Origin of the sequence: Cupriavidus sp. UME77 (assembly GCF_014170355.1) — a bacterium.
Classification (GTDB): Bacteria; Pseudomonadota; Gammaproteobacteria; order Burkholderiales; family Burkholderiaceae; genus Cupriavidus; species Cupriavidus basilensis.
This window is the reverse complement of sequence record NZ_LZZU01000025.1, coordinates 13,926-40,924: the sequence shown is the minus strand read 5'-3', so window position 1 is coordinate 40,924 and position 26,999 is coordinate 13,926. Positions and strand designations below refer to the sequence as shown.

Annotated in this window: 28 protein-coding genes; 19 read left to right on the top strand and 9 right to left on the bottom strand. The window is 66.3% G+C overall.

Going from position 1 to position 26,999, the window contains the following annotated elements:
* Genes A9975_RS10815 through A9975_RS10790 form a run of 6 tightly spaced genes read left to right on the top strand, consistent with a single transcriptional unit; the run spans position 1 to position 6,519 of the window.
* The gene (locus A9975_RS10815; protein WP_183032686.1) at positions 1 to 1,428 is read left to right on the top strand and encodes an aspartate aminotransferase family protein; all 1,428 of its coding nucleotides are present in this window, start codon (positions 1 to 3) and stop codon (positions 1,426 to 1,428) included.
* Positions 1,428 to 2,378, top strand: a complete 951-nt coding sequence (locus A9975_RS10810) for a DMT family transporter (protein WP_183032685.1) — start codon at positions 1,428 to 1,430, stop codon at positions 2,376 to 2,378. The genes A9975_RS10815 and A9975_RS10810 overlap by 1 nt, the downstream gene beginning before the upstream one ends.
* Positions 2,379 to 2,382: 4 nt before the next feature.
* Positions 2,383 to 3,108, top strand: a complete 726-nt coding sequence (locus A9975_RS10805) for a GntR family transcriptional regulator (protein ID WP_183032684.1) — start codon at positions 2,383 to 2,385, stop codon at positions 3,106 to 3,108.
* Positions 3,105 to 4,133: a histone deacetylase family protein gene (locus A9975_RS10800; protein ID WP_183032683.1), complete on the top strand. Its 1,029-nt coding sequence runs from the start codon at positions 3,105 to 3,107 to the stop codon at positions 4,131 to 4,133. The genes A9975_RS10805 and A9975_RS10800 overlap by 4 nt, the downstream gene beginning before the upstream one ends.
* Positions 4,130 to 5,191, top strand: a complete 1,062-nt coding sequence (locus A9975_RS10795; RefSeq protein ID WP_183032682.1) for a phosphotransferase — start codon at positions 4,130 to 4,132, stop codon at positions 5,189 to 5,191. The genes A9975_RS10800 and A9975_RS10795 overlap by 4 nt, the downstream gene beginning before the upstream one ends.
* 20 nt (positions 5,192 to 5,211) lie before the next feature.
* Positions 5,212 to 6,519 carry an aspartate aminotransferase family protein gene (locus A9975_RS10790; RefSeq protein WP_183032681.1) on the top strand — a complete coding sequence of 436 codons (1,308 nt, stop codon included), beginning with the start codon at positions 5,212 to 5,214 and terminating at the stop codon, positions 6,517 to 6,519.
* A 63-nt stretch (positions 6,520 to 6,582) separates the two neighbouring features.
* Here the strand turns inward: A9975_RS10790 and wrbA are convergent, their stop codons facing one another.
* On the bottom strand, positions 6,583 to 7,203 hold the full coding sequence (gene wrbA, locus A9975_RS10785) for an NAD(P)H:quinone oxidoreductase (protein ID WP_150988161.1): 621 nt from the start codon (positions 7,201 to 7,203) through the stop codon (positions 6,583 to 6,585).
* Between the two features lie 232 nt (positions 7,204 to 7,435).
* On the opposite strand from wrbA, the gene A9975_RS10780 reads away from it, so the two are divergent.
* Positions 7,436 to 7,696 (top strand): UBP-type zinc finger domain-containing protein, encoded by a 261-nt coding sequence (locus A9975_RS10780; RefSeq protein ID WP_150988164.1) that lies wholly within the window; start codon positions 7,436 to 7,438, stop codon positions 7,694 to 7,696.
* Between the two features lie 66 nt (positions 7,697 to 7,762).
* Positions 7,763 to 8,284, top strand: a complete 522-nt coding sequence (locus A9975_RS10775) for a DsbA family protein (protein WP_183032680.1) — start codon at positions 7,763 to 7,765, stop codon at positions 8,282 to 8,284.
* Between the two features lie 84 nt (positions 8,285 to 8,368).
* Here A9975_RS10775 and A9975_RS10770 read toward each other — a convergent pair whose 3' ends face one another.
* The 5 genes from A9975_RS10770 to A9975_RS10750 all read right to left on the bottom strand — a co-directional run bounded on the left by A9975_RS10770 (position 8,369) and on the right by A9975_RS10750 (position 14,174).
* Positions 8,369 to 9,367, bottom strand: coding sequence for a 2Fe-2S iron-sulfur cluster-binding protein (locus tag A9975_RS10770; protein ID WP_183032679.1), 999 nt, complete (start codon positions 9,365 to 9,367; stop codon positions 8,369 to 8,371).
* A gap of 266 nt (positions 9,368 to 9,633) precedes the next feature.
* The gene (locus tag A9975_RS10765; protein ID WP_174428033.1) at positions 9,634 to 10,113 is read right to left on the bottom strand and encodes a heme-binding protein; all 480 of its coding nucleotides are present in this window, start codon (positions 10,111 to 10,113) and stop codon (positions 9,634 to 9,636) included.
* Positions 10,114 to 10,165: 52 nt separating this feature from the next.
* Complete coding sequence (locus tag A9975_RS10760; protein WP_183032678.1) at positions 10,166 to 11,626, bottom strand: aldehyde dehydrogenase family protein; 1,461 nt, start codon at positions 11,624 to 11,626, stop codon at positions 10,166 to 10,168.
* A gap of 83 nt (positions 11,627 to 11,709) precedes the next feature.
* Positions 11,710 to 12,441, bottom strand: a complete 732-nt coding sequence (locus tag A9975_RS10755) for a TenA family transcriptional regulator (protein WP_183032674.1) — start codon at positions 12,439 to 12,441, stop codon at positions 11,710 to 11,712.
* Between the two features lie 194 nt (positions 12,442 to 12,635).
* Positions 12,636 to 14,174, bottom strand: coding sequence for a hypothetical protein (locus A9975_RS10750; protein WP_183032677.1), 1,539 nt, complete (start codon positions 14,172 to 14,174; stop codon positions 12,636 to 12,638).
* Between the two features lie 328 nt (positions 14,175 to 14,502).
* On the opposite strand from A9975_RS10750, the gene A9975_RS10745 reads away from it, so the two are divergent.
* The 8 genes from A9975_RS10745 to A9975_RS10710 all read left to right on the top strand — a co-directional run bounded on the left by A9975_RS10745 (position 14,503) and on the right by A9975_RS10710 (position 20,429).
* Positions 14,503 to 15,255, top strand: a complete 753-nt coding sequence (locus tag A9975_RS10745; RefSeq protein ID WP_183032676.1) for a sulfite exporter TauE/SafE family protein — start codon at positions 14,503 to 14,505, stop codon at positions 15,253 to 15,255.
* A 76-nt stretch (positions 15,256 to 15,331) separates the two neighbouring features.
* Positions 15,332 to 16,264, top strand: coding sequence for an ornithine cyclodeaminase family protein (locus tag A9975_RS10740; protein ID WP_183032675.1), 933 nt, complete (start codon positions 15,332 to 15,334; stop codon positions 16,262 to 16,264).
* Positions 16,265 to 16,436: 172 nt separating this feature from the next.
* Positions 16,437 to 17,168 carry a TenA family transcriptional regulator gene (locus tag A9975_RS10735; protein WP_183032674.1) on the top strand — a complete coding sequence of 244 codons (732 nt, stop codon included), beginning with the start codon at positions 16,437 to 16,439 and terminating at the stop codon, positions 17,166 to 17,168.
* 88 nt (positions 17,169 to 17,256) lie between these two features.
* Positions 17,257 to 17,625 (top strand): 2Fe-2S iron-sulfur cluster-binding protein, encoded by a 369-nt coding sequence (locus A9975_RS10730; RefSeq protein WP_183032673.1) that lies wholly within the window; start codon positions 17,257 to 17,259, stop codon positions 17,623 to 17,625.
* A 29-nt stretch (positions 17,626 to 17,654) separates the two neighbouring features.
* Positions 17,655 to 18,008 (top strand): ferredoxin, encoded by a 354-nt coding sequence (locus tag A9975_RS10725; RefSeq protein ID WP_183032672.1) that lies wholly within the window; start codon positions 17,655 to 17,657, stop codon positions 18,006 to 18,008.
* Positions 18,009 to 18,068: 60 nt separating this feature from the next.
* Positions 18,069 to 18,404 carry a 2Fe-2S iron-sulfur cluster-binding protein gene (locus A9975_RS10720; RefSeq protein ID WP_183032671.1) on the top strand — a complete coding sequence of 112 codons (336 nt, stop codon included), beginning with the start codon at positions 18,069 to 18,071 and terminating at the stop codon, positions 18,402 to 18,404.
* Positions 18,405 to 18,556: 152 nt separating this feature from the next.
* Positions 18,557 to 20,050, top strand: a complete 1,494-nt coding sequence (locus A9975_RS10715; RefSeq protein WP_183032670.1) for a gamma-glutamyltransferase family protein — start codon at positions 18,557 to 18,559, stop codon at positions 20,048 to 20,050.
* A gap of 232 nt (positions 20,051 to 20,282) precedes the next feature.
* Complete coding sequence (locus tag A9975_RS10710) at positions 20,283 to 20,429, top strand: IS4 family transposase (protein WP_370564343.1); 147 nt, start codon at positions 20,283 to 20,285, stop codon at positions 20,427 to 20,429.
* 51 nt (positions 20,430 to 20,480) lie between these two features.
* On the opposite strand, the gene A9975_RS10705 is transcribed toward A9975_RS10710, so the two are convergent.
* The 3 genes from A9975_RS10705 to A9975_RS10695 form a co-directional block, all read right to left on the bottom strand.
* Entirely contained in the window at positions 20,481 to 21,392 is a 912-nt protein-coding gene (locus A9975_RS10705) for a M35 family metallo-endopeptidase (protein ID WP_183032669.1), read from the bottom strand.
* Positions 21,393 to 21,645: 253 nt separating this feature from the next.
* Positions 21,646 to 22,332, bottom strand: a complete 687-nt coding sequence (locus A9975_RS10700; RefSeq protein WP_183032668.1) for a GntR family transcriptional regulator — start codon at positions 22,330 to 22,332, stop codon at positions 21,646 to 21,648.
* Positions 22,333 to 22,413: 81 nt separating this feature from the next.
* Complete coding sequence (locus A9975_RS10695) at positions 22,414 to 22,662, bottom strand: hypothetical protein (protein WP_183032667.1); 249 nt, start codon at positions 22,660 to 22,662, stop codon at positions 22,414 to 22,416.
* Here A9975_RS10695 and pdxA point away from each other — a divergent pair.
* The 3 genes from pdxA to A9975_RS10680 all read left to right on the top strand — a co-directional run bounded on the left by pdxA (position 22,661) and on the right by A9975_RS10680 (position 26,958).
* A complete protein-coding gene (gene pdxA / locus A9975_RS10690) occupies positions 22,661 to 25,087 on the top strand; it encodes a 4-hydroxythreonine-4-phosphate dehydrogenase PdxA (protein WP_183032666.1) in 2,427 nt (808 codons plus the stop codon). The genes A9975_RS10695 and pdxA overlap by 2 nt on opposite strands.
* 30 nt (positions 25,088 to 25,117) lie before the next feature.
* Entirely contained in the window at positions 25,118 to 26,098 is a 981-nt protein-coding gene (locus tag A9975_RS10685; protein WP_183032665.1) for a tripartite tricarboxylate transporter substrate binding protein, read from the top strand.
* A gap of 92 nt (positions 26,099 to 26,190) precedes the next feature.
* A complete protein-coding gene (locus A9975_RS10680) occupies positions 26,191 to 26,958 on the top strand; it encodes an HpcH/HpaI aldolase/citrate lyase family protein (protein ID WP_183032664.1) in 768 nt (255 codons plus the stop codon).
* Positions 26,959 to 26,999: the final 41 nt, after the last annotated feature.

The window sequence follows — 26,999 nt, the reverse complement described above, 5'->3', positions numbered from 1 at the left end:
ATGACCGTCGCCTTGCCCTCTCACGCCGCCCTTGCCGCAGACGATATCGCGGCCCACCTGCACCCCTTTACCAACCTGGCCGCCCACCCCGGCGTCGGCCCGCTCGTCATCACCAAAGGCGACGGCATCTATGTGGAGGACGACCAGGGCAAGCGCTACCTGGAGGGGATGTCCGGCCTGTGGTGCAGCTCGCTCGGGTTCAGCCATGCGCGCGTGATCGAGGCCGGCGTCGAGGCCATGCGCACGCTGCCCTACTATCACACGTTCAACCATCGTTCCAACCCGGCGGCCATCATGCTGGCCGAGAAGCTGGTCGCGATGGCGCCGGTGCCGATGTCCAAGGTGTTCTTCGCCAACTCCGGCTCGGAGGCCAACGACACCGCCGTCAAGCTGGTCTGGTACTACCACAACGCCATCGGCAAGCCGGACAAGAAGAAGATCATCGCGCGCACCAACGCCTATCACGGCGTTACCGTGGCGGCGGCGAGCCTGAGCGGCTTGCAGGCCAATCACCGCGATTTCGACCTGCCCATCGACCGCATCCTGCGCGCCGGCTGCCCGCACCACTACCGCTACGGCGCGCCGGGCGAGAGCGAGGCGGCGTTCGCCAGCCGCCTGGCGCAGGAGCTCGAAGCACTGATCCAGGCGGAAGGCCCGGACACCATCGGCGCCTTTATCGCCGAGCCGGTGATGGGCGCGGGCGGCGTGATCGTGCCGCCGGCCACCTACTTTGCCGAGATCCAGGCCGTGCTGCGCCGCCATGACATCCTGCTGATCGCCGACGAGGTGATCTGCGGCTTTGGCCGGACCGGCGCGATGTTCGGCTCCACCACCTACGGCATGCGGCCCGATATCCTCACCTGCGCCAAGGCGCTGTCTTCCGGCTACATGCCGATTTCGGCGGTGATGGTGTCGGAGACGGTGCACGCGGCCATTGCCGCCAACAGCGGCAAGATCGGCACCTTCGGCCACGGCTTCACCTACTCGGGCCATCCTGTCACCACGGCGGTGGCGCTGGAGACGCTGCGCGTCTACGAGGATGACCACATCCTGGATCATGTGAACGCCATCGCGCCCCGCTTCCAGCAAGCGCTGCGTGCCTATGCCGGGCGAGCCCTGGTGAGCGAGGTGCGCGGGGTTGGCCTGCTGGGCGCGGTCGAGCTGGCGGCGGATCCGGCAGCGCGGCGCGCCTTCGACCCAGCCCTGAAGGCTGGCCCGCGCCTGGCCCAGCTGGCGCAGGAGCACGGCCTGATCGTGCGCGCCATGGGCGACACCATTGCGTTCTGCCCGCCGCTGATCATCACCGAGGCGCAGATCGACGAGCTGTTCACGCGGTTCGAGCGCGCCATGGTGGCGCTGGAGCGTGAGCTCCCTGCCAGCAGCAAGGGCGGCAATGCCGGCCATGGTGATAACAAGGCTGCGGCCTGATGACCGGCCCGGCCAATCCTTCGCTACGGCTCACCACGGCGAGTGCGCGCCGCGATGGCATCGCGCTGTTCTTCTGCGCGCTGGTGGCCTTTGCCAGCTACGACGCCTTCTGCAAATGGATGCTGCGCGATCACTCGGCGCCCATGATGAACCTGACCCGCTATGTGTCGGTGAGCGTCATCGCGCTGGTGTGGCTGCTGCGCGAAGGCGGCCTGAAGCTGTGGCGCACGCCCTGCAAATGGCTGCTGCTGGCACGCGGGCTGGCGCTTGGCATCGTGGCGAGCTGCTTCATGGCGGCACTGGTGCACATGCCGCTGGCAGAGGCCACCGCCATCTACTTCACCGCGCCGCTGATCATGGTGGCGCTGTCGCCGGCGGTGCTGGGCGAACGGGTGGGGCGCGCGCAGTGGGCGGCGGTGCTGGCCGGCTTTGGCGGCATGCTGCTGATCGTGCGGCCAGGCGGTGACCTGCCCTTGGCCGGCACCGTGCTGATGATCGTCTCGGCCGTGTGCTACGCGGCCTTCCAACTGCTGACGCGCCGGCTGGCCGGCGTGGTCGCCGGCCCGGTGCTCTATGCCTGGACCGCGCTGATCTGCCTGGTGGTGACCGGCGTGCCGGCGCTGGCGACGCTGCCTGAGGTCATGCCGCCCGCGCCCGACATCTTGCTGATGATGGCCGGTGGCGCCTGCAGCGGCCTGGCCCAGTTGCTGCTGCTGGCCGCCTTCCGGCGCGTTGCCGCCTCCACGCTCGCGCCGCTCAATTACTTTCAACTGCTGCTCGCCGTGCTGATCAGCACCTTTGTCTTCCAGCGCCCGCCCGATGGCATCGCGCTGGCGGGCATCGTGCTGATCATGCTGTCGGGCGGCTACCTCGCATTGCGCGGGCGGCAGGCGCCGCCCGCGCCGCCGGCGCCGCCGGTAAAGCCGGTCGTAGCCCGACCCAAGGACTAAACCCATGTCTGATTCCGCATTCGACGAATCCTCGCCCTTTGCCTCCATCGAAGTCTCCGACCTGGTGGCGGCGGTGGAGGCGCAACTCACGCAGGCCATCGTCGAAGGCCGGCTCCCGCCCGGCAGCCGCATCGTCGAGGCCGACATCGCCCGCCGCATGAATGTCAGCCGCGCGCCGGTGCGCGAGGCGGCGCGGCGGCTGGAGCGCCAAGGTGTGCTGGTCTCGCGCCCGCGCCATGGCTTTGCGGTGCGCACGGTGACGGTGCGCGAGATCGACGACCTGTTCCAGGTACGGCTGAACCTGGAGCTGATGGCCGCATCGCTCGCCTGCAAGCAGGCGCCGGAGGCCGGGCTGAAGCAGCTCGTGGCCATGGTCGACCGCATGGTGCAGGAGGCCGAATCGCTGCCGCAGATCGAGCGCGTGGCGCGCGACCTGGCGTTCCACACGGCCATCTGCGAGCTGTCCGGCAATGCCTACCTGCATCGCATGTTCTCCATGATGCAAACGGAGATCCGCATGATCGTGGCGCTGATCGACAGCGTGTACCACGATCCGAAGGCCGTGGCCGAGACCCATCGCCCCATTGCCGAGGCGATTGCGCGGCGCGACGAAGCCGCCGCGCAAGCCGCGGTGCGCTTCCATATCGATGACGCCTGGGTCCATGTCCGGGCGGTGTTCATGCAAAAACAAGGCGCCGCCGAGGCGCCCCCCGTGGAGTCCGTCCTATGAAAGTCGTCTACAGCGATCTGCATCTCGACCACGACCCGCACGCGTTCATGGTGCGCGGCAAGATGAAACGCAGCAACGAGCAGCCCGAGCGCGCCCTGCGCCTCCTGGCAGCGGTGCGCGCCGATGGCCACGACGTGATCGCCCCCGCCGATCACGGCCCCGGCCCGCGCGCCGCGATCCACACGCCGGAATACCTGCGCTTCCTGGAAACCGCGTACGACCGCTGGCAACTGCTGCCTGACGCCTCCGAAGAGGTCTTGCCCAACATCCATCCCTTCCCCGGGCAGCCCTGCACCTATCCCGACAGCGTGGTCGGCCAGGCTGGCTTCCACATGGGCGATGCCGCTTGCTCCATCGGGCCCAACACCTGGCGCGCGGCGGTCGGCTCGGCCGACGTGGCCACCCACGCCGCGCAACTGGTCGCCGACGGCGAACGCGCCGCCTATGCGCTGTGCCGCCCGCCGGGCCACCACGCCTATGCGGACCGCGCCAACGGCTTTTGCTACCTGAACAACACCGCCATTGCCGCGCAGCACCTGCGCCGCCACCATGACCGCGTCGCCATTCTCGACATCGACATGCACCACGGCAACGGCACCCAGGGCATCTTCTACCGGCGCAACGATGTGCTGACCGTGTCGCTGCATGGCGACCCGATGCTGTTCACGCCCTTCTTCACCGGACACGCGCACGAGCGCGGCGAGGCGGAGGGCCTCGGCTACAACATCAACCGCCCGCTGGCGCGCGGCACCGGCGACGAGGCCTACCTGGCGGCGCTGCGCGACGTGTGCCAAAGCATCCGTGCCTTCGCGCCCGGCGCGCTCGTGGTGGCGCTGGGGCTGGACGCGCACGAGCGCGACCCGTACCAGGCACTGGCCGTCACCACGCCCGGCTTCGCGCTGATCACCGCGGAAATCGCGCGGCTGGGCTTGCCGACGGTGCTGGTGCAGGAAGGCGGGTATCTCTCCGACGATCTCGGGCCCAACCTGTCCAGCGCGCTGCGCGGCTTCGCGAGCGCGGCATGAACGGGCCGGCAAGCGCGGCACTGGCAGCCTCCGATGTGCTTAGCGAAGGCTCGCCCGACGTCCCCGTGACGTGGGCGATGGCGCTGCTCACGCAGCACTACGGGCTGGCCGGCCGGCTCTCCTCGCTGAGCGGCGAGCGCGATCGGAACTTCTTGCTGGAAACGCCGGCGGCAAGCTACATGCTCAAGGTATCCCACCCGGCCGAGCTACCACTGGTGGCGGACTTCCAGACCCAGGCGCTGCTGCACATCGCGGCGGCCGACCCCGCCCTGCCCGTGCAGCGCATCGTGCCAACCCTGGCGGGCCAGCCATCGCTGATCGCCCAGCCACCCGGGGGCGAAGCGCGCGTGGTGCGCCTGTTCACCTACCTGCCCGGCGTGCCGCTGCCCAAGGCGCAGCGCTCGCAAGCGCAGGCACGGGAGCTGGCGCGCACGCTGGCCCGGCTCGACCTGGCGCTGCGCGACTTGCGCCATCCCGCCGGCGAACTCGAGCTGCCGTGGGACATCCAGCGCGCCGACCGCGTGCGCGGCCTGCTCGACAGCGTCCCGGACGCGGCGCGCCGCGCGCTGGCAAACCGCGCGCTGGATCGCTTTGCCGCCAATGTGCAGCCCCGGCTGGCGCACCTGCGGGCCCAGCCGATCCACAACGACTTCAATATCTATAACGTGCTGGTCGACCCGCAAGACCATGCGCGCATTGCGGGCGTGCTGGATTTTGGCGACATGGTCCATGCGCCCCTGATCGACGACCTGGCCGTTGCCGCCGCCTATCAGGTTGACCCTGCCGGCGACACCATGGCCACGCTGGCGGACTTTGCCGCCACCTATCACGCAGTACTGCCGCTGCAAGCCGATGAGGTAGACGTGCTGTTTGACCTGGTGCAGGCCCGGCTGGTGATGGTGGTAGCCATCAGCGGCTGGCGCGCCGCGCGGCATCCGGAAAACGCGCCTTACCTGCTGCGCAACAACGCGGTCTCCTGGGACCGGCTGGCAGCCTGCGACGCGATCCCCATCGAACAAGCACGCTCCGTCCTGCGCCGCGCCTGCGCGGTGGCGTGACCACGACACCAAGGAATCCGATGACCACGGCAGCAGCCACCCCTAGCGTTGCAGCACTGACCGAGCGGCGCGCCCGCGTGCTCGGGCCGGCGTACCGCCTGTTCTACGAGGCGCCGCTGCACATCGTGCGCGGCGATGGCGTCTGGCTTTACGACGCCACCGGCGAGCGCTACCTCGATGCGTACAACAATGTGGCATCGGTCGGCCATTGCCATCCACAGGTGGTGCAAGCCATTGCCCGCCAGGCGGCGCAGCTCAACACGCACACACGCTACCTGCACGAGGGCATCCTGGATTATGCGGAGCGCCTGCTGGCCACCATGCCGGACGCGCTGGGCCATGCCATGCTCACCTGCACCGGCAGCGAGGCCAACGACCTCGCGATGCGCATCGCGCGCGCCCACACCGGCGCGCAAGGGCTGATCATCACGCGCTTTGCCTACCACGGCGTGACCGCGTCCATTGCCGAGGCATCGCCCTCGCTCGGGCGCTACGTGAAGCTCGGCGACAACGTGCGTACCGTGCCGGCGCCGGACAGCTACCGCGTGGCGCCGGCGCAGCTCGGTGCTGTCTTTGCCGACGGTGTGCGCCACGCCATCGAGGACCTGCGCGCGCATGGCATCCGCCCCGCCGCGCTGCTGGTCGACACCGTGTTCTCCAGCGACGGCATCTTCACCGATCCGCCCGGCTTCCTGAAAGATGCGGTCGCCGCCATCCGCGCGGCCGGCGGCGTGTTCATCGCCGACGAGGTACAGCCCGGCCTGGGGCGCACCGGCGAGGCGTTCTGGGGATTCCAGCGCCATGGCGTGGTGCCGGACATCGTCACCATGGGCAAGCCAATGGGCAACGGGCATCCGCTGGCCGGGCTGGCCGTGCGCCCCGAAGTGCTGGAGGCGTTTGGACGCGAGTGCCGTTACTTCAACACCTTCGGCGGCAACCCGGTGTCTGTCGCCGCCGGCATGGCGGTGCTTGACGTTATCGAGCAGACGCAACTCATGGCGCAGGTGCGGCGCGTGGGCAAGTACCTGCGCGAGCGGCTGGCAGGCGTGGCGGCGCGGCATCCACTGATCGGCGATATCCGCGGGGCCGGGCTGTTCGTCGCGGTGGAGTTTGTTGAAGACGGCGATGCCGCGCGGCCCGCGACCGCGCGCACGGCGCGCATCGTCAACGGCCTGCGGCGGCGCCACGTGCTGGTTGGTGCCACCGGCGAAGCGGCCAACATCCTGAAGATCCGCCCGCCGATGGTGTTCACCGAAGCGCACGCCGACCTGCTGGCCGACACCCTGGACGCGGTGCTGGCCGAGGTGGAGAACGAGCGAGCGGCCTGAACCTGAACCTGAACCCGAAGCTGCAGCTGCAGCCGCCCGCCCGCCATCCGGCCAGCAGCCCGGCTAACGCGCCGCGAGCTTGGCGGCTATGCCGGCCACGTGCCGGCCCTGATACTTTGCGATCGCCAGTTCGTTCTCGCTCGGCTGGCGCGAGCCGTCGGCGGCCGTCAGGGTGGAGGCGCCATAGGGCGTGCCCCCCGTGATCTGGCTCATGTCCAGCAGCCGCGCTTCGGCGTAGGGCACGCCGACAATCACCATGCCCTGGTGCAACAGCGTGGTGTGGAAGCTGGTAATCGTGGTCTCCTGGCCACCGTGCTGGGTGGCGGTGCTGGTAAAGACACTGCCGACCTTGCCCACCAGCCCGCCGCTCATCCACAGCCCGCCGGTCTGGTCGAGAAAGTTGCGCATCTGCGCGCACATATTGCCAAACCGTGTGGGGGTGCCGAACAGGATGGCATCGGCGTCGGCCAGTTTGTCCGGCTCCGCCACCGGCACATGGGCAAAAGCCGCCCGAGCGGCCTTGGCGCCACTCTTTTCCAGCACGGCGTCGGGCACCAGTTCCGGTACCTGGAGCAACGTCACCTCGGCGCCATCGACTTCTCGCGCGCCCGCCGCCACGGCCTCCGCCATTTTGTAGACGTGCCCATACATGCTGTAGAAGACCACCTGGATCTTGCAGGTCATGACATCCTCCTGAGTGCAATGCCAAATACGTAATGACGAAATGACGAAATACGAAATACGAAATCGGGACTTCAGGCCGCAACAGGCCATCCGTTGAGTCTAGGCGACGCAAGCGCGCCGCGCGGTGACTGCCGCGCTTCCCTTCGCATCTTCGCCGCCTACAATAAAAGACCCTGGCTCATCCGCGCGCGGCACGGGCCCGCCCTGCCGGGGCCAACGATGGAGTACGGCGATGACAACGACGTGTGCGCACCTTGCATTGAGCCATCCGGTCACACCCAGCGCGGAAGGCTGCGAGGAATGCCTGCGCAGCGGCGACGAATGGGTGCACCTGCGCTTGTGCCTGTGTTGCGGCCATGTTGGTTGCTGCGACGACTCGCCCAACCAGCACGCCACCCGGCATTTCCTGGCCACGGAGCATCCGGTGATCCAGTCGTTCGAGCCGGGCGAAACCTGGCGCTGGTGCTATATCGACAAGCTGTTCATTCCTTGAGGGGTGCCCGGCGCCCGGCGCGCGCGCAAGCCGACCCCCATGCGCCAATCCTGCAAGGAGAATGTCATGCTGTCGACACCCGTTGAAAAGACCGACCATGTACTGGGGCCCGCCTCGGCCCAAGTCACCGTGGTCGAGTACGGCGACTACGAATGCCAGTATTGCCGCCTGGCCTACGGCGGCGTGAAGATCCTGCTTGCCCGCTACCACGACCGCGTGCGCTTTGTGTACCGCCATTTCCCGCTGACGGCCTGGCACCCGCTGGCGCAAGGCGCCGCGGAGGCTGCCGAGGCCGCGGCGGCCCAGCACAAGTTCTGGCCGATGCACCAGCAGCTCTTCGAGCAACATCACGGCATCAAGCCGGCGATGCTGCGGGAGTATGCCGCTGCGCTGGAACTGGACCTGGAGCGTTATGACTACGACATGAAGTCCCACACCTACCTGCAGCGCGTGCGCGAGCACCAGCAAAGCGGCATGGCCAGCCATGTGCGCAGCACGCCGGCATTCTTCGTCAACGGGGAAATACAGGACGTGACCTTCGGCATCGAACACCTGGACCATGCCATTGCCGTGGCGCTGCGTCACTGAGAGGCTGGGGGCCTGGGCTTGCGGGCCAACAGGCGTGGCCGGCGTCGCCGGCAATCACCGCCCGCAGGATCTGCGCGTGCCGGTTCAGTTGTGCTGGAATGTGAAGCTGTCGGCGTAGATATGCGCGCCGCTGGCGCCGAGCCCGAGAAAGGTCTCGCGGGCGTCGCGGATCATGTCGGGCGAGCCGCACAGGTAGATGGCGTGCTCCGACAGGTCCGGCAGGTCGGCGGCAACGGCGTGCTGCACGTGGCCGCGCCGGCCGCTCCATGCGCCGTCGGCACGCGAGAGCACCGGCACATACTGGAAATCGTAGAGTCGCGCGCCCCACGCCTGGATCTGTTCGTGCAGGTACAGGTCCGCCTGGGTGCGCATGCCCCAGTACAGCGAGACCGGCGGGCAATCCGGATCGTCCATCAGCGACTCGAGGATGCTCTTGATCGGCGCCAGCCCGGTGCCCGTGGCCACCATCACCAGCGGGCGATAGTCGTCCTTGCGGAAATAGAAGCCGCCCAGCGGCAGTTCCACGTCGAGCTGGTCGTCGGAGCGCAGTCCCGCCAGCAAGCGCTCGGTGAAGTAGCCGCCGGGAATACGGCGCACGTGCAGGTCCACCGTGCGGTCCTTGGGAACCGACGCCATCGAGAAACTGCGCGCGATGCCGTCACCGGTAAAGATCTTGAGGTACTGGCCGGGACGGTAGTCAAGCGCCTGCGCCTGCGGCAGCTCCAGCGTCAGGTGCACCACGTCGGCGCTGAGCGGCGCGATCTTGCGGATCACCGCGGTGTGGCGCGCGGGCTCGGCGCATGGCTCGCCGGGGCGCGCCGTGCTGATCACCAGGTCGCTGGTGGGCCGCGCCTGGCACGCCAGCGCGAAGCCTTCGGCCTCTTCTTCCGGGGTCAGGCCCATGGGGTACTCGTCATAGGCCACCGCGCCTTCGACCAGCCTGACGCGGCACGTGGCGCAGCCACCGAAGCGGCAGTCGTGGGCCATCTGCACATTGGCGCGCAGGGCGCCGTCCAGCACCGTTTCGCCGGCGCCGGTTTCGAACGATTGCTGGGATTCGATGAGATGGATGCGGTAGGACATGGTGGACTCGGAATGCGGGGGGATGGGCTTCTGGATCTAAAACCTAAAACCTGAAACCTAACGTCAAAGGCAGTTTCACCACCCCTGCGGGGTGGCGACCTACTTTCTTGTCTTGCCAAGAAAGTAGGCAAAGAAGGCGCGCCGGATGGGGCGACACCCCCGGAGCGCCCCATACGGCCTAGGTAAACCTTGACGGCTCGCTTCGCATCGCGTGACTTTTGCGGTTTGCGCGGGCTGTCGCTAGGTCTGGATTTACTTCTTGATCATTACTTCTTGATATCGGCTTCGGTCAGCACCTTCAGGTCGTCGCCGGCCAGCAGTTCCTGCAGGGCCTGCAGCGCTGCCACGCCTGCGGCGGTGTCCTGTTCGCCGTTGCCGCCGCTCAGGCCGATGCCGCCGATGACTTCGCCGTTGACCACGATCGGGAAGCCACCTACGAACACGGCGAACTTGCCTTCGAAGCTCCACTGGATGCCGAAGGCTTCATTGCCGGGCAGCGCGGGGCCGTTGGGGGCCTGGTTGAACAGGTGGGTGGAGCGCTTGTGGCCGGCGGCGGTGAAGGCCTTGTTCCAGGCGATCTGCGGGCCGGTGATGCGCGCGCCGTCCATGCGCTCCAGCGCCAGCGGGTAGCCGCCGTCGTCGACCACGCAGATCGATTCCAGCACGCCGATTTCCTCGGACTTGCGGATGGCTGCCGCCACCATGTGACGGGCTTCCTTCAGTTCCAGCTTGATGGCTTTTCTCATGTCCTGCTCCTGCTTGATGCGTGAATGCGGGTTGGCTTGCCGGCGCGCCGGGTCAGCAGCCGCGGTAGACGGTCTTGATTTGCGTGTAGAACTCCAGCCCTGCCCGGCCCGACTCGCGGAAGGTAGAGGTGCTGGATTGCTTGAGGCCACCGAACGGCGCGTTGATCAGGTTGCCCGTGGTGGTGCGGTTGATCTTGACCGTGCCCGACTGGATGTCATGGGCGAAGTCGTGCGCATAGCGTGGGTTGCTTGTCACGATGGCGGCCGACAAGCCGTACTCGGTGTCGTTGGCCTTGGCGATGGCGTCGGCGTAGCTGCTCACCTCGATGATGGCGATCACCGGCCCGAAGATTTCCTCGCGGGCAATGCGCATCTGCTGGGTGACGCCGGTAAAGACGGCCGGCGAGACATAGAAGCCCTTGTCGTATGGCTCGCCGCCCAGGCGGTCGCCGCCGCACAGGTGCGTGGCTTCGGCCTTGCCCGCTTCCACGTAGCCGAGCACCGTTTCGAGCTGCTTGCGGGTGGCGAGCGGGCCCACGTCCATGCCGGGCGTCATGCCGCTGCCGATCTTCAGGCTCTTGACCTTGGCCAGCAATTTCTCCGTATAGGCGGCCTTGACCGAAGCCATCACCAGCACGCGGCTGGTGCCGGTGCAGGCCTGGCCGCTGAGCGACAAGCCACCCTTGATAGTGAGGTCCACCGCGCGGTCCAGGTCGGCGTCTTCCATCACGATCAGCGGGTTCTTGCCGCCGAGTTCCATCTGCGTGCGCGTGCTCAGCGACACCGAGCGATGGATATGCTGGCCAGCCGCCGTGGAGCCGGTAAAGGAGATCGCACGCACCGCCGGTGCTTCGGTAATGGCCGCGCCCACGTCGCCGGCACGGCCGGTGATGAAGTTGAGCACGCCCTTGGGGATGCCAGCTTCGACAAACGCCTGCGCCAGCCGGTAGCCGCTCAGCGGCGCGTCAGACGAGGGCTTGAACACCACGGTGTTGCCCGCGATCAGCGCCGGGGCAATCTTGCGCGCCGGGATCGACACCGGAAAATTCCACGGCGAGATCACGGTCACCACGCCCAGCGGCTCGCGCTGGCTGTAGACGATCATGTCGGGATCGTCCTGGGGATAGGTCTCGCCGGAGAAGGACTGCCCTTCCACGGCATAGAAGCGGATGGTCTGCGCCGAGCGCAGCACTTCATCCTTGCTCAGGTTGAGTGCCTTGCCTTCTTCGCGGGTCAGTTCCTCGGCGATCTGTTCGGCGTTGGCTTCCAGGTAATCGGCGGCGCCGTTGAGGATCTTGGCGCGCTTCGAGATGGGGGTTTTCTTCCACGCATCGAACGCGGCCGCGGCGGCGGCCACGGCGGCCTGCGCGTCAACCGCGGTCGAGGCCTGGAAACGGCCGACGATATCGCCGGTATCGGCCGGGTTGACGTTGTCGAAGGTGCGCCCGCTGGCGCTCTTCGACCATTCGCCGTTGATGTAGTTGTTGAATTCGTCTGTCTTTACCACTGCCATGATGTCCAAGCCTTTCATCCGGTCAGGCCCCGGGCGGGGCCGTCAATGCCAATGCGATGCCGCGATGCCGCCCAGGGGCAGGCTCAGGCCGCCATGTCCAGTTCAGGCAGGGGGATTTCCTGCGCGACATAGTCGTGATAGAGGGCGGTGGTGTAGAGCAGGCGCATCTGGGCGCCGATCTCGCAGATCTTGAGGCAGCGCTGCTGCAGCTCCGGGGTGTTGGCGTGTTCCAGCACGATCTGGTAACCGCGCTCTCCGTGGATTTCATCGGAGACGATATGCAGGTCGAAGAATTCGACTTCTTCGTCGGTGAAGTTGTACTTGTCGCGCAGGGTGGGGGTCTGCTTGCGGTAGATCGACGGCACTTGGGATTCCAGCCCGACGACCAGGCCGGCGACGGCCACGATGGGGTCTTCGCGCATGGCCACCGCGTAGCACCAGCTTTGCAGGCCACGGGTGGTGGGCGACATGTTGTCGGGGTCGAGCACGCGCTCGCGGGTGGTGCCGCAGGCCTGGGCAAAGCGGATCAAGAGGTCGGTGTGGCGGTCGCCGCCGATTTCTTCCTCATACATATTGGCCAGCAGGAAGTCCTTGGCTTCGGTGAAGCGGTCGGGGGTGCGAGCGTAGATATAGGCGAGGTAGTCGGCGAAGGGGCCGACGTAGTGATAGTGGTTCTCGGCCCAGCGGGCGAGGTGGTCGCGGGAGAGTTTGCCGCTGGCCCAGGCCACGCTGAAGGGGGCTTTGTTGGCGCTCTTGCCCTTGATGGCGTTTTCAAGGGCGGCACGGAAATCATCACGGTTCATCAGTTCGGCCATCGGGGGCTCCTGGGGGAACGAGTTCAAGGTTGTGGGGGACTGCGTCGCGTGGTCCGGGCGGCTTTATCCGTGCCATCCGATACCTTGATGCCGATTGTATACTGTCTACTGTTTTTTGGAAGGGGGATTCGCGCTTCGGGAATAAAAAAGCGAGGCACGGATGGCCTCGCTCCTTGCGGCTCAATGCGACAGGGTCAGCGCCAGAGGAACATGGCGCAAACGGTGGATACGCACAGCCCGACCAGCACCGGCAACAGCAAGGCGCGCACCGCATCGAGCACCGGCACCCTGGCAAATCCGGCCACCGCAATCAGGGAGGACCATGCGATCAGCGTGCCGCCGCCAGTCCACACCGCGCCCATCTGCCCGATTGCCGCCAGCGTGGCGGAATCGAAGCCCACCACCGGGCCCAGCGCACCGGCCAGCGTGCCGGTCAGCGGCAGGCCCGCAAAACCCGAGCCGTCGATGCCGGTGATCATGCCCACCAGCAGCACGCCAAACGCCACCAGCACATGGTTGTCCGGAATCATGTGCTGGTAAGCCTGGATCAGCTCGAACAGCAGGCTGGGCGCCTTGTCGGCGCTGACGCCCAGGATCTGTGCCGCGGTCTCGCCTGCGCCGACAAAGAAGAAGCCGGCGATTGGCAGCACCGAGCCCATGGCCTTGAAGGCGAAGACAAAGCCATCGGTGATGTGCTCGGGGCACACATCGAGCATCTTGCGCGGGCCTTCCGCCGCCAGCGTGGCCAGCATCATCAGCAGCGCCGCGACGCCGCCAACCAGCGCGGCCGCATCGCCACCCTTCAACTCCGGCAGGCCCGAACCCATCTTCGGCAGCACCATCACGGCCACCACCGCCAGGAAGGCCAGCGGCGTCACCACCGCGAAGCACTTGGACCACTTGACGCGGCGCAGCGCCACCATGGCCAGGCTGCGTTCGATATTGGCATCGGTGACGAGCGGCTCGTCGTGCTCGGTGCCGCGCGCGATCTCGGCCTTGTCGAAGGTGCCGGCGTGCTCGGCCTTTTCCACGGCGCCGCCCGCGCGCGCTTGCCAATGGGTCAGCAAGGCGCCGCTGGCGGGCACGATGTGCTTGCGCATCGACAGATAGGCCAGGGTCAGCGCGATAGCGCCGGTAATGATCGACAGCACCAGCGCGCGATCGGCGACCACCACCGCGCTGACCGCGGCGCCGGCGGCCTTGGCGCTGATCCCGGGCGCCACGCCAATCACATAGTCGGACGAAAGCGCCATGCCCTGCCCCGCAATCGCGATGGCCATGGCGCCCGCCAGCGGCGGCAGGCCCGCCGCGATCGCTGCCGGCAGCAAGATGGCCGAGACCAGCGGCACCGCCGGCGTGGGCCAGAAGAACAGCGAAATCACATAGGTAATGCCAGCCAGGATGAAGAACGCGGAATGGCCGTTCTTCATCACCACCCGGAACGGCTCCACCATGCGGATATCCGAGCGCAGCGTCTTCAGCGAATTGAGCAGCGCCGTCATGAAAGCGATGACCAGGAAGATGTTGAACAACTCCTTGGCCGCCACCAGGCTTGCCGAAAAAATGCCTCCCAGCGCCGAGACCGGGCTACCGGTCAGCGCGAACACCACCAGAAACGTACCCAGAATCGACGGCACCACCACATTGGCCCGCAGGATCATGGTCAGGACGATCACCGCCACGCCCAATAGGTAGATCCAGTGTGCCGCGCCAATCACCGCTTCGTGTTGCATGTATTCCCCTTGGATCTTTATCTGTAGAGACCATCGTTTTGTCTTGCGGGGCTATGGCTGCCCCATGAACGTATACTATATTCTTGATATACATCAAAACAAGCGAAATCTAGCGGGACTAGGGAATCCACCCAATCTGGTGCAAACCCATATTTTTCGCGCTAAAACGGGGAAGGCAGGCACCTTTTGCGAGCCAGCTGCGTCCATTCGACCGATTCCAGATGTCTTCCAATTGAATTTTATGTAGACTGTATACCAAATAATCGCGTCATCAGGATGCCATCACCGATGGCGCAGAGCGCGATCCCTGACTTCAATCCAAGCCACCATGACACTTTCCACCCTTCTTCCCGCCGGCACCACCGCCTGGCAATTCGGCCTGATGGGTGCGCTGATCCTGTGCGGCGCCTGCCTGCAAGGCGTGGGCGGGATCGGCTTCTCCATGGTGTCGGCGCCTGTGGCCGTGCTGTTTTTCCCGCAACTGGCCCCGGGCCCCTTGCTGGCCATGGGCGGGCTGGTCTCGTTGCTGGGTGCGATACGCGAGTTCCGTGCCATTGCCTGGCGCACGGCGGGCAATGCCCTGGCCGGCCGCGCGGCGGGCACGGTGGTGGCAGTGGCGGCGATGACGCAGTTGCCGGCCGAAGTGCTGGCGCTGGTGTTCGCGCTGTCGATCCTGGCTGCAGTGGCGCTGAGCCTGCTGGGCTGGCGGGTGCAGGCATCCGGCCTGAACATGGCGGTGGCCGGTGCCGCCTCGGGCTTCATGGGCACAGTCACCTCGGCGGGCGCACCGCCCTTTGCCATCGTCATGCAGCACCTGCCGCCGCCGCAGCTGCGCGCCACCATCGGCTGCATCCTGTGTGCCGGCGCGGCGTTTTCGCTGGCCATGCTGGCTGCCACCGGCCGTTTCGGGCTGGTGGACCTGTGGCTCAGCCTGAGCCTGTCGCCCATGCTGCTGGTCGGCTTTGCCGTGTCCAATCGCCTCAAGAACCGCTTTTCGGCCAAGGCCGTGCGCACGCTGCTGCTGGCGCTCTGCACAGCCGGCGCCATTGGCGTGCTGGTCAAGCTCGCCCTGCCCGCCTGACGCCTCACCTCGCCTCCTCTCGCCTCACCTTAGACCCTACGCTCCCCACCATTCCCGCTACGCCAGGAAACAGACCATGCTGCATATCACCGACGAGATGATCGACCGCCACGTCAGCCCCGCTGACGCCCAGCAAGTGATGCTGGACGCTTTCCGCAGCTTCGGCCAAGGCAAGGCCGCCATGCAGGAGCGTATCCGCACCGAGGCCGGCGGCGTCAAGCTGTCCACGCTGGGCGCGGTGATTCCCGAGCAGCAGGTGGCCGGCGCCAAGGTCTACACCACCATCAAGGGACAGTTTTCCTTTGTCATCCTGATCTTCTCCACCGACGATGGCCGGCCACTGGCATCCTTCGATGCGGGCGCGATCACCCGGCTGCGCACCGCTGCCTGCTCGGTGCTGGCCGCCCGGTACCTGGCGCGGCCGGGGGCCGAAGTGCTGGCGCTGTTCGGCGCTGGCACGCAAGGCGTGCAGCATGCCCGCCAGCTCGCCGCCGCCCTGCCGCTCAAGCGCATCCTGCTGTCCGACCCGTATGCCGATGCCGCCACGCCCGAGCGCCTGGCGCGGCAGTGCGGCATCCCGGTCGACCTTGCCGAGCCGGACCAGGCCGTGGCCCAGGCCGACATCGTGGTCACCGCCTCGCGCTCCACCACGCCGTTGTTCTCCGGCCATTCGCTCAAGCCCGGCGCCTTCGTCGCGGCCATCGGGTCAAGCCTGCCGCACACCCGCGAGCTGGACGACGTGGCGCTCTCCCGTGCGGCCCGGCTGGTGGTGGAGTGGCGCCCGCAATCCATGCGCGAGGCCGGGGACATCGTGCTGGCGGATCCCGCCGTGCTGCCGGCCGACAAGGTCGTCGAGCTAGCCGATGTGGTGACCGGCAGCGTGAAGCCGCGCGGCAACGACACGGACATCCTGATCTACAAGTCCGTGGGCGTGGGGCTGGAGGATGTGGCGCTGGCGGGCTTCGCCTATCGGCAGATCGAGGCGGCGGGTGGAGCCCGAGCCGCTTGAATGCGATGCGGCCGGCATGCGGGCCGCATATCGGCCCTATTCCCTATTGGCTTTACCGACCACTACACCGACCACTACCCCTTTCTTATAATTGTAGATAGTATACACTTATCAAACGATAGCTACCACGCAGTCCCTCACAACCCTGAACTCGTTCCCCCAGGAGCCCCCGATGGCCGAACTGATGAACCGTGATGATTTCCGTGCCGCCCTTGAAAACGCCATCAAGGGCAAGAGCGCCAACAAAGCCCCCTTCAGCGTGGCCTGGGCCAGCGGCAAACTCTCCCGCGACCACCTCGCCCGCTGGGCCGAGAACCACTATCACTACGTCGGCCCCTTCGCCGACTACCTCGCCTATATCTACGCTCGCACCCCCGACCGCTTCACCGAAGCCAAGGACTTCCTGCTGGCCAATATGTATGAGGAAGAAATCGGCGGCGACCGCCACACCGACCTCTTGATCCGCTTTGCCCAGGCCTGCGGCACCACCCGCGAGCGCGTGCTCGACCCCGACAACATGTCGCCCACCACCCGTGGCCTGCAAAGCTGGTGCTACGCGGTAGCCATGCGCGAAGACCCCATCGTGGCTGTCGCCGGCCTGGTCGTCGGGCTGGAATCCCAAGTGCCGTCGATCTACCGCAAGCAGACCCCCACCCTGCGCGACAAGTACAACTTCACCGACGAAGAAGTCGAATTCTTCGACCTGCATATCGTCTCCGATGAAATCCACGGCGAACGCGGCTACCAGATCGTGCTGGAACACGCCAACACCCCGGAGCTGCAGCAGCGCTGCCTCAAGATCTGCGAGATCGGCGCCCAGATGCGCCTGCTCTACACCACCGCCCTCTATCACGACTATGTCGCGCAGGAAATCCCCCTGCCTGAACTGGACATGGCGGCCTGAAGCAGCCGCCAGATCCTGCGATGACACGCGGCCGGTGCGCATCCGCCCGGCCGCCCCTGACACACCAGACCGCTTGCGGAAACGTTGTATGCCTAAAGTCGTATTTCACAAGAACGGCCAGACCTTCGAGGATGAGGTCAAGCCCAGCACCAACCTGGTGGTGCGCGCCGGGATCAAGCAGTTTCCGTATCCGAACCTGCGCTACGAGTGCGGCATGGGCAAGTGTTCCAAATGCGCGTGCCGCGTGATCGCCGGCGCCGAGCACCTGCCGCCGCCGAACTGGAAGGAAAAGAAGCAGCTCGGAGACCGGCTGGAGCAAGGCTATCGCCTGACCTGCCAGATCTGGCTGGAGCATGACATCGAGCTGATCCAGGACGAACTGCCAGTGCAAAGCACGGCCAGCACCAGCGGCGGGGCCAATGTCCTGCAAGCCAGCACCCCCGGCAACGCGCAGTAATCCACCAGCATCCACCAGGCAGCGCAGTCATGTACGTAATACTCAGCAGCAAGCCGGGGCAGTTTCGCACCGAACTGGTAGAGGGGCTGTTGGCCGTCGAGGCTTACGACTATCTCTTCTACGGCCGCAAGACGGCGCACTTCGTCATCGCCGAAATAGCGCACCCGGTGAAGGTGAAGGTTGTGGAGGAGTTCAGCGAAGACGTCGATGCCGCGAGCCGCCCGGCCCCCACCATCAACTACGTGCCCTCCAAGTTCCTCGAGCAGTTCGACACGCTGCAGGGCGCGCGCGACGAGCTCACGCGCCTGGCCACCTTCGGCAGCATGGACATCACGCTGGTCAAGCGTGATGTCCATGCGCGTGACTGGCTAGCGACCGACTGAATCCACCGAGTATGACCGGCGCAGCGCCGGGCAGCCCCCTCATGCCATCGGACCGTTTCCATGATTGAAATCACCTTTGTCAGCAACGACGGCAAGGTCGTCAGCGCCCCCGAGAACAGCAACCTCCTGCGCGTTTCCCTGCGCGAGAAAGGCGGCATCCCCTTCAAGTGCGGCGGCGGCCTGTGCGGCACCTGCAAGTGCAAGATCGAGCGCGGGCTCGAGTTCACCGACGCCATCAAGCCAAAAGAGCGCAAGCACCTGACGGAGGCGCAATTTGGCGAGGGCTACCGCATGGCCTGCCAGACCTTCGTCACCGGCGACATCGCCGTGTCCTGGGAAGCCCAGGCGAGCCCGGCCAAGGCCGCCGTTCCGGTGGCCGGAACTATGGCCGAATAGGGTCCGCGGCGCCACGCCAGCTACGGCGCCGCTTCGGCGCTGACCAGCAGGCCGCATCGACGGCGTGCGCTGTGGCCTTGCGGCGCTGCGTTGCCGCTCACGCCCGCCATTGTGTCAAACCCGATTGATCTGATTCTCCTGGAGCGCCACGCATGACAACCACAGCTTGCGCCAACCGTGCCAACACCGCCGAGGGCGTGCGCGCGCCGCACTGCATGGTCGCCACCGGCCACCCGCTCGCTGCCGAGGCCGCGCTGCAGGTGCTGCGTGAAGGTGGCAGCGCCATTGACGCGGCGCTCGCTGCCGATGCCATCCTGGGCGTGGTGGAGCCGATGGCAACGGGCATCGGCGGCGACATGCTGGCCATGATCGTCGAGCCCGATGGCCACGCGGTCAGCTACAACGGCACCGGGCGCGCGCCGGCCGCGTTCCCCATGCATGCGCTGGCGGCCCTGCCCGGGCAGCGCATCCCCGAGCGCCACGCCCTCTCGCTGACCACGCCCGGCGCGGTGCGCGGCTGGGAGGACCTGCACCGCCGCTACGGCCGGCTGGACTGGAAACGGCTGTTCGCGCCCGCCATTGCGCTAGCGCGCGACGGCTTTGCGGTCGCGCCGGTAGCGGCGCGGGAATGGGCGCTGTTCGACCGCGTGCTGCACCACGACCCGGTCTGCGCCGCGCTCTATCGCGCCGGCCGCCCACCTGCGGCCGGCGAAACCTTCCGCAATCCGGAGCTGGCCGCCACGTTGTCCGCCATCGCCGCCGAGGGAGCCGATGCGTACTACCTCGGCCAGCCCGCCCAGGCCGCCGAAACAGCCAGCCGCAACGCGGGCGGCGCGCTGGCTGCCGCCGACTTCGCTGCCCACCGGGGCGATTTCTGCACGCCCGTGTCCACGGATTTCCGCGGACTGACGGTGCTGGAATGCCCGCCCAATACGCATGGCGTGGCCATCCTGCACGCGCTGGACGAACTCGGCGAACTCGATCCTGCCATGCTGTCCGAGGACGATCCCGCAGCCGTGCTGCGCACGGTGCGGGCCATGGGCCGCGCCATGCAGTACGCCAAGGAAACCGTGGCAGACCCGGCCGGCAACACCGTATGCACCGTGGTGGTGGACCGCGACGGCCTGGCGGTCACGCTGATGACCAGCATCTTCAAGCGCTTCGGCTCGGGCATCGCCGTGCCCGGCTGCGGCTTCGTGCTGCAGAACCGCGGCTTCGGCTTTGCCGGGCCGGGCCATATCAACAGCCCCGCTGCGGCCAAGCGCCCGTATCACACCGTGGTGCCTGGCGCGGCCCTGCGCGGCGGGCGCTTCCACGCGGGCTTCGGCGTGGTGGGCGGGCTGATGCAGCCGCAAGGCCAGTTGCAGTTGCTGGTAAGGCTGGCGGCCTGGCAGCAACCCCTGCAAGCCGCGCTGGATGCCCCGCGCTGGCGGCTGGAATCCGACACCGCCCTGGCCATCGAAGCCGGCATGCCGCCGGCCATCGTGCAAGCCCTGCGCGATGCTGGCTACAGCGATCCCGCAGGGCTTGGCGAACTGGGCGGGCGCAGCGATTTCGGCGGCGCCCAGATCGTCATGCGCAGTGCGTGCGGCGACCTGCTCGGCGCATCGGACAAACGCAAGGACGGCATCGCGCTGGGCGAATAAGCCTTGCCAGTCATCTCCACAATCCATCCCAACCCGCTGGAGTCCCACCGGTGACCCTGAAGATCTACGGCAGCCCCAGACGGAGCTCTTCTGCAGGGGAATGAATAATCTCATTTCGCGGCGGACGACAGCATAGCTGCTTGGCGCCGGCTGGCTGGCACTCCCTTGAGTGGCAAGCGGCGTTCACTCTCACAGGAAGGAGTAGCCCGAGACGCCGCCAAGTCTCAATGAAGTGGTTCGACTGGTAGCAAGGCTCGGCGGTTTCCTCGCGCGCAAGGGTGATCGCGAACCTGGGCTCAAGACAATCTGGCAGGGCTTGCAACGCTTCATGGACTTCGCCGCCGGCATCGAGTACGCCCGGGAAAATGGTCACGAGTGACTTGTGTCTAATCCAATGCCCCCCTCCAGGGGAGTGCCCCACGCTTATCCATCACTTCTCCTTTACGGGGTCCGAGCCAAGGCAACAGGGATTTGGGCAGTCTGGAACGAACTCTATAATTAATGTTGATGGCGTGATCTTCGTGTAAAGGAAGTTCTCAGGCTTATATATCTGCGTGCCAGCAGAAAAAATACTATTTTCGTCCTCACCCGCCGCGACAAGAAAGTCTTTTAACCATTTTGTTCTGCGCGCGGCGGAGTCCACACCTTGGCTGGCATTTTTCACATAAGATGCAATTACAAACAAATCATGATTTGAGTAGTCATTTTGCAAGCCTTTAATCCACAATGCGAGATTTCCCGCCTCGGATTCACTCAGTTGATCAGAGGCATCTGAGAAGTTTGCGTTAAAATGCTGTTCTGGTTTACAAGCAAAAGCGCTATTTATCGCGAGCAAAAGCACCAAAAGCATCAGGAATCGCGCCATGAACGACAATGTATCCCGCCACATTATCGGCATTTTTAATACACAGATGCGATTTTTTCTGGCATATGCAATTGCATTCCAAAGACTGTAGTAATAATCGGTAGTATCCATTGTATCTTGGAAATGCGAGACCTCATGGGCAATTGTTAACAATTTTGAATCTTGCCTGTCGTCATCATTTTGTATTTCACAGAAACGTAATGCCACCGCGATGGTGTGCGTTCTCACATCTGGCTTGCAGACTGCTGCCAGTAGCTGGCGCCGTTCCGCCCCAGGCTTGGCGACGCACCCAACATACTCAAGGGCGGTCTCAGAGTAGCGGACGAAATTTGAAGGGGTCAGCGTTTCAAAAACGGTTTTCATCCGTCCCAGCCCTTTCACAAGCACTTGCCTCACATTGTCGTTTGCCAGACCAAACCACGTCGCAACGTTCCTTGCATGGCGTCGGGATTGGGACCGCTCTTTTCCGTGCTGCATGGCGCGGGCAACGGCATGATCTCAGTCGCGCGCGGCGTCCTGCCATTGGCACTGTTCGGGGCAAGCGGGTACGGCGCGGTGACGGGAAGGCTTGCGGTGTTTGGGAGGACGGCGCAGGCGTTCGCGCCCATCGCTTTTGCCCTCGTCCTTACGCAATATGGGCCGGGCGCCGCCCTCTGCTTGTCCGGCGCGCTGTCGATGGTGGCGCTGCTGGCACTGCTCCGGCTACGTTCGGGCAGCCGCTGCCCAAGCCCTACAGCGGAAACCGCTGCATGTAATACGCCTGCCACTCATGCAGGTGCTCCTGCATGGCGCGGCTGGCGGCGTCGCCATCGCGCGCGGCCAGTGCGTCGAGGATCTTGCGGTGCTCGGCCAGCGCCTGCGGAATCAGCTCGGCACGCATGCGCAGCTGGTTGAGGCCGTGGTGCAGCAGGCGGTAGCGCAGGATGTCCTCGCGCAGGCGCTTGCTGCCGCAGGCGTCCGCGATGGCCAGGTGAAAGTTGTCGTCGAAATCGGCCCAGCGCACCAATGCCTCGGCATCGTCCACGCTGGCGGCGGCACCGGCATCCATGGCGTCGGCCGCGTCGGACAGCGCCTTGAGCGTGACGCGGTCCAGCTGCGCGGCGGCGATGCGAGCCGCCTCGCTCTCCAGCAGCTTGCGCATATCGAACACCTCGCGGATATCCTCGCGCGAGAAGCGCGCCACCACCGGGCGCCGGTTCGCCTCCTGGGTGACGAGCCCATCCTTGACCAGTTCGCGAATCGCCGTGTGTACCGGCGTGCGGCTGACGCCGAGCTCCTGCGCGAGGCGGATTTCGTTGACCACTTCCCCCGGCTTTAGCTGCCCGCTGATGATGGCCGACAACATGGCCTGGTAGACCCGTTGCGAAAGCGGCTGGTCGTCCTGGTCCGGCGGGAGCGCGGGCAATTCCTGTGACATCTCTGCGATCGACATTTCTGGTGAGAAGAAGACCCGGCATCGCTGCCCTTTGCGGGCGGTTGGACCGGGCTGGCGAAAGCATTATGCAGCAAAGGTCAATGGCTGCGCATTTTTCCCAAGGTGAATGCCAAAGCAAATAATTGCATGCATTTTTTTGATTCGGCGTGTAATATCGGCTGCATGTTGAGATCCACCGCACTGAAACAGCAATAAAAGTGCATTAAAGACCATATCCCACTGAGATACGGCAAACCAGCAAACGAGAGAGGCAGGGGCGAAGGAGACGCCATCCCCCATGCCTTCCCCTTGATTCATCACGCTCAGACTCATGCCAACAGCCGTGCCCCCACCAAGGTTCGCCGCCGTGCGCATCGTTGCCGACGATCTCTCCGGCGCGTGTGACAGCGTGGCGGCGTTCGCCGGCAATGGCAGCGGCGAAGTGCGGATGCGCGCGCAAGATGCCGGTGCAGCTTGCACGGCACGGGAGGGGCGGATCCAGGCGCTCGATGCCCACTCGCGGGCACGCCCCGCCGCCGAAGCCGCGCAGGTGTTCGCCCAGGCCTTTGCCGAAGGCTTTGGCCCGTGCGCGCTGGATAGCGCAGCGGCGTTGGACTGCCTGCATTTCCACAAGCTCGATTCCACGCTGCGCGGCCATATCGGCGCCGAGCTGGTAGCGGCGCGCAACGCCGTTGGGGCCGCTGGCCCGATCTGGGTCTGTCCGGCGTTTCCGGCGCAGGGCCGCACGCTGCGCGAGGGCCGGGCTTACCTGGATGGCAAGCCGCTGTCAGGCACCAGGCTGTGGTCCACGCTGGGCCTCGCCAGCGATCATCTGCCTACGCTGTTGCGCACGGCCGGCCTGCGGGTCAGCGTGCTGACGCTGCCGGCTTTGCGGGCACTGGGCAACGCCGGTGCCGCACCGCTTGGCCTGGATCGCGCATGCGACGCCCTCGTGTGCGATGCGCAAACCGACGACGATCTCGCGTTGCTGGCCACGCTGATCGCGTCCCGCCCCGGGCCCGTGCTGGCCGCTGGCTCTGCCGGGCTCGCGCGGCAACTGGCCGCGCATGTGGCGATGGCGCCCGCGCAAGCAAACCCCGACACCCCACGCGCGGCCGGTGCCACGGCCCAGGCAACCACTGGCCGGCTCGCTGTCATCGGCAGCATGTCGGCACTTGCCGCCGAACAGATCCAGGCGCTGTCCGCCACCTGCCTGCCGGTGCCCTGCTCGCCGCGCCTGCTAGTTGACGGCGCGGCATCCACCGCCTGGCTCGCGCAGCGCCAGCAAGCCGCTAACGCGCTGGCGCTGGGCCGCGATGTGGTGATCCACGTCGAAGGCCCGGCCGACCCGGCATTGGACGGCAGCGCCTTGTGCGCCGCGCTGGCCCGCTTCGCCGCTCCGCTGGCGCAGGTGGCGGCGGGGCTGGTGCTGTCTGGCGGGGAAAGCGCGCGCGCTGTGCTGGAGATGCTGGGCGTAAGCCAGCTCACCAATGTGCGCGCACTGGTGCCCGGCGTGACCAGCGCCCGCGCGCAGCTGCGCGACGCAACGGGCACGGCAGGCTTCGATCACGACAACAACACGGTGCCGGTCTGCATCAAGGCCGGCGCCTTTGGCCAGCGCGACACGCTGCTGGCCTGCATGGCGCACCTGCGCCAGACCACCGCGCTGGCGTCTCCTGCCGATGCCATGCGCGCCAGCCCCACGCATCCGGAGCAGGCCAGCCCTGCCAACACCCGCCTCAGCGAGCCCTCCATGTATCGACCGAGAATTGCCATCACCATGGGTGACGCCGCTGGCGTTGGCCCCGAGATCATCGTCAAGTGCCTGGCCGACGGCACGCTCTATGCGCAATGCCGGCCTTTCGTGGTGGGCGACGCCGCGCGCCTGGAAGACGCCTGCCGCCACACCGGCACCGCGCTGCGCATCGTGCCGGTGACCGACCCCGACGAAGCCACGTTCGAGCCCGGCACCCTCGGCTGCATCGACCTGGCGCTGATCCCCGCCGACACGCCTTACGGCAAGGTCTCGGCCATCTGCGGCGATGCCGCCTACCGCTATATCGCGCGTGCCGTGGAGCTCGTGCAGGCCGGCAAGGTCGATGCAATCTGCACCGCGCCGCTCAACAAGGAGGCCCTGCACCTGAGCGGCCACCGCTACCCCGGCCACACGGAGATGCTGGCCGCGCTCACGGGCACCGACGAGGTCTCGATGATGCTGCTGGCGCCGAACCTGCGGGTGATCCATGTCACCACGCACATCGGCATCCTGGATGCGGTGGAGAAGATCAATGCAGGCCTGGTCGAGCGCACCATCGCGCGCGGCGTGCAGGCCTTGCAAAAGAGCGGCATCGCCCAGCCACGCGTGGCGGTGTGCGGCATCAACCCGCACGCCGGCGAGAACGGCTTGTTCGGGCGCGGCGAGGAAGCCGGGAAAATCGCCCCCGCCGTGGCAGCCTGCCGTGCCCGCGGCTGGCTGGTGGATGGCCCGCTGCCGGCCGACACCCTCTTCTACCGCGCCACCCGCGGCGACTTCGACCTGGTCGTGGCGATGTATCACGACCAGGGCCACGGGCCGGTCAAGGTGCTGGGGCTGGAAGCCGGCGTCAACGTCACCATCGGCCTGCCGGCGGTGCGCACCTCGGTGGACCACGGCACCGCGTTCGACATTGCCGGCAAGGGCGTGGCCGATCCGCGCAGCATGACCGAAGCCATGCTGCAGGCGATCGCGATGGCGCCAAAGCCGCCGCAAACAGCCTGAAAGAAAAACAAAACAACAAAGGAGACAATCATGCTGCGCAAATGGATCACCCTGCTGGCGGCCGCATCGCTCACCGTGCTGGCGCTGCCGGCCAGCGCCGATGGCCCCGCGCCCTGGCCGCAGCGCCCGGTGCGCGTGGTGGTGCCCTATGCGCCGGGCGGTGCCTCCGACGTGCTGGCCCGCCTGCTTGGCAGCAAGCTGCAGGAAACCTGGAAACAGCCCGTGGTGGTGGAGAACCGCACCGGCGCCGGCGGCAATATCGGCACGGACAACGTCGCCAAGAGCGCGCCCGATGGCTACACCTTGCTGCTGGGCGACCTGTCCAACTTCGTGATCGCGCCGGTGGCCTACAAAAACCTGCCATACGATGTGATCAAGGATTTCAGCGCGGTGGTCACGCTGACCTACTCGCCCTACATGCTGCTGGTCTCGCCGCAGACCAAGGCGAACTCGCTCAAGGAGCTGGTGGACTACGCCCGCGCGCATCCGGGCAAGCTCAACTGGGCCACCACCGGCATCGGCAGCGGCCCGCACCTGGCCGGCCTGCAGTTCGCCCGCAAGCTCGGCATCGACTGGCTCTACCTGCCCAACAAGGGCGGTGCGCAGGCCAATGTGGACGTGATGGGCGGGCAGGCTGACCTGATGTTCAACAGCATGGTGGCCAGCGCCTCCTACGTGCGCGGCGGCAAGCTGCGCGTGCTGGCCTTCACCAGCCGCGAGCGTAATCCCGAGTGGCCCAGCGTGCCGACAGTGGCGGAGGCCGTGCCGGGATTTACCGCCGGTGGCTGGCAGGGCATGCTCGCGCCCGCCGGCACCCCGCCCGAGGTGATCCGCAAGATCAACGCCGATGTGGTGCGCATCCTGCAGCAGCCCGATATCCGCCAGCGCCTGGCGCAGCTCGGCGCGGAGCCGGTCGGCAATACGCCCGAAGCCACACAGGCGTTTGTCCGCGAAGAGAAAACACGCTGGGCCGACCTGATCCGCGAGAGCGGCCTGAAGCTGGACATGTGAACGCATCCGCGCATCCGTACGCCGGCACGCCGGCACGCCGGCACGCCAGTACATGGCCGCACCTTCAACAACCGAACCCCCGGAGACTTTCCATGCAACTTCCCGTCAACGCTTTCAAGCAAGCCATCCTCGCTGACCAGCCGCAGATTGGCCTGTGGTGCTCGCTGTCTTCCTACCAGGTAGTGGAACTGGTGGCACGCTCGCAGTTCGACTGGCTGCTGCTCGACATGGAGCATGCGCCCAATGACATCTCCACCCTGCACACGCAATTGATGGCCACCGAAGGCACCAAGAGCCATCCCGTGGTGCGCCCGCCCTGGAACGACATGCTGTGGATCAAGCGCTGCCTGGATATCGGCGCGCAATCGCTGCTGCTGCCCTATGTGCAAAACGCCGAGGAAGCCGCCAACGCCGTGGCGTGGAGCCGTTTCCCCAAGGGCGGCATGCGCGGCGTGGCCAGCGGCACGCGCGCCGGCGGCTTTGGCCGCATCAAGGATTTCCTGCATAACGTGCAGGAGCAGACCTGCGTGCTGGTGCAGCTCGAATCGCTGGAAGCCATCCGCAACGTCGACGCGATCTGCGCGCTGGACGGCGTGGACGGCGTGTTCATCGGCCCGAGCGATCTGTCCGCCGACATGAACCACCTCGGCGACATCCAGCATCCCGAGGTGCAGGAAACCATCGCCGCCGCGATCCGCCGCATCCGCGCCAACGGCAAGGCCGCTGGCATTCTCACCACCGAAGCGCAGGGCCAGCAGTACATCGACATGGGCGCGCGCTTTGTCGCGGTGGGCACCGACATGACCCTGCTGCGCCTGGCCACCGACGCACTGGCGGCGCGCTTCAAGCAGGCGCAATAAGCCGCAACAGGCCCGCATCGCATTTATTTCTCTCCTGGAAG

Bases quoted from the DNA above. Each gene is read 5' to 3' on its own strand.
- A9975_RS10760 (WP_183032678.1), bottom strand. From the start codon at position 11,626: ATGGCAGTGGTAAAGACAGACGAATTCAACAACTACATCAACGGCGAA.
- A9975_RS10770 (WP_183032679.1), bottom strand. From the start codon at position 9,367: ATGTCCTACCGCATCCATCTCATCGAATCCCAGCAATCGTTCGAAACC.
- A9975_RS10790 (WP_183032681.1), top strand. From the start codon at position 5,212: ATGACCACGGCAGCAGCCACCCCTAGCGTTGCAGCACTGACCGAGCGG.
- A9975_RS10750 (WP_183032677.1), bottom strand. From the start codon at position 14,174: ATGCAACACGAAGCGGTGATTGGCGCGGCACACTGGATCTACCTATTG.
- A9975_RS10720 (WP_183032671.1), top strand. From the start codon at position 18,069: ATGATTGAAATCACCTTTGTCAGCAACGACGGCAAGGTCGTCAGCGCC.
- A9975_RS10700 (WP_183032668.1), bottom strand. From the start codon at position 22,332: ATGTCACAGGAATTGCCCGCGCTCCCGCCGGACCAGGACGACCAGCCG.
- A9975_RS10775 (WP_183032680.1), top strand. From the start codon at position 7,763: ATGCTGTCGACACCCGTTGAAAAGACCGACCATGTACTGGGGCCCGCC.
- wrbA (WP_150988161.1), bottom strand. From the start codon at position 7,203: ATGACCTGCAAGATCCAGGTGGTCTTCTACAGCATGTATGGGCACGTC.
- A9975_RS10725 (WP_183032672.1), top strand. From the start codon at position 17,655: ATGTACGTAATACTCAGCAGCAAGCCGGGGCAGTTTCGCACCGAACTG.
- A9975_RS10740 (WP_183032675.1), top strand. From the start codon at position 15,332: ATGCTGCATATCACCGACGAGATGATCGACCGCCACGTCAGCCCCGCT.
- A9975_RS10800 (WP_183032683.1), top strand. From the start codon at position 3,105: ATGAAAGTCGTCTACAGCGATCTGCATCTCGACCACGACCCGCACGCG.
- A9975_RS10795 (WP_183032682.1), top strand. From the start codon at position 4,130: ATGAACGGGCCGGCAAGCGCGGCACTGGCAGCCTCCGATGTGCTTAGC.
- A9975_RS10745 (WP_183032676.1), top strand. From the start codon at position 14,503: ATGACACTTTCCACCCTTCTTCCCGCCGGCACCACCGCCTGGCAATTC.
- A9975_RS10705 (WP_183032669.1), bottom strand. From the start codon at position 21,392: ATGCAGCACGGAAAAGAGCGGTCCCAATCCCGACGCCATGCAAGGAAC.
- A9975_RS10695 (WP_183032667.1), bottom strand. From the start codon at position 22,662: ATGAGTCTGAGCGTGATGAATCAAGGGGAAGGCATGGGGGATGGCGTC.
- A9975_RS10715 (WP_183032670.1), top strand. From the start codon at position 18,557: ATGACAACCACAGCTTGCGCCAACCGTGCCAACACCGCCGAGGGCGTG.
- A9975_RS10685 (WP_183032665.1), top strand. From the start codon at position 25,118: ATGCTGCGCAAATGGATCACCCTGCTGGCGGCCGCATCGCTCACCGTG.
- A9975_RS10735 (WP_183032674.1), top strand. From the start codon at position 16,437: ATGGCCGAACTGATGAACCGTGATGATTTCCGTGCCGCCCTTGAAAAC.
- A9975_RS10815 (WP_183032686.1), top strand. From the start codon at position 1: ATGACCGTCGCCTTGCCCTCTCACGCCGCCCTTGCCGCAGACGATATC.
- A9975_RS10805 (WP_183032684.1), top strand. From the start codon at position 2,383: ATGTCTGATTCCGCATTCGACGAATCCTCGCCCTTTGCCTCCATCGAA.
- A9975_RS10810 (WP_183032685.1), top strand. From the start codon at position 1,428: ATGACCGGCCCGGCCAATCCTTCGCTACGGCTCACCACGGCGAGTGCG.
- A9975_RS10765 (WP_174428033.1), bottom strand. From the start codon at position 10,113: ATGAGAAAAGCCATCAAGCTGGAACTGAAGGAAGCCCGTCACATGGTG.
- A9975_RS10680 (WP_183032664.1), top strand. From the start codon at position 26,191: ATGCAACTTCCCGTCAACGCTTTCAAGCAAGCCATCCTCGCTGACCAG.
- A9975_RS10755 (WP_183032674.1), bottom strand. From the start codon at position 12,441: ATGGCCGAACTGATGAACCGTGATGATTTCCGTGCCGCCCTTGAAAAC.
- pdxA (WP_183032666.1), top strand. From the start codon at position 22,661: ATGCCAACAGCCGTGCCCCCACCAAGGTTCGCCGCCGTGCGCATCGTT.
- A9975_RS10780 (WP_150988164.1), top strand. From the start codon at position 7,436: ATGACAACGACGTGTGCGCACCTTGCATTGAGCCATCCGGTCACACCC.
- A9975_RS10730 (WP_183032673.1), top strand. From the start codon at position 17,257: ATGCCTAAAGTCGTATTTCACAAGAACGGCCAGACCTTCGAGGATGAG.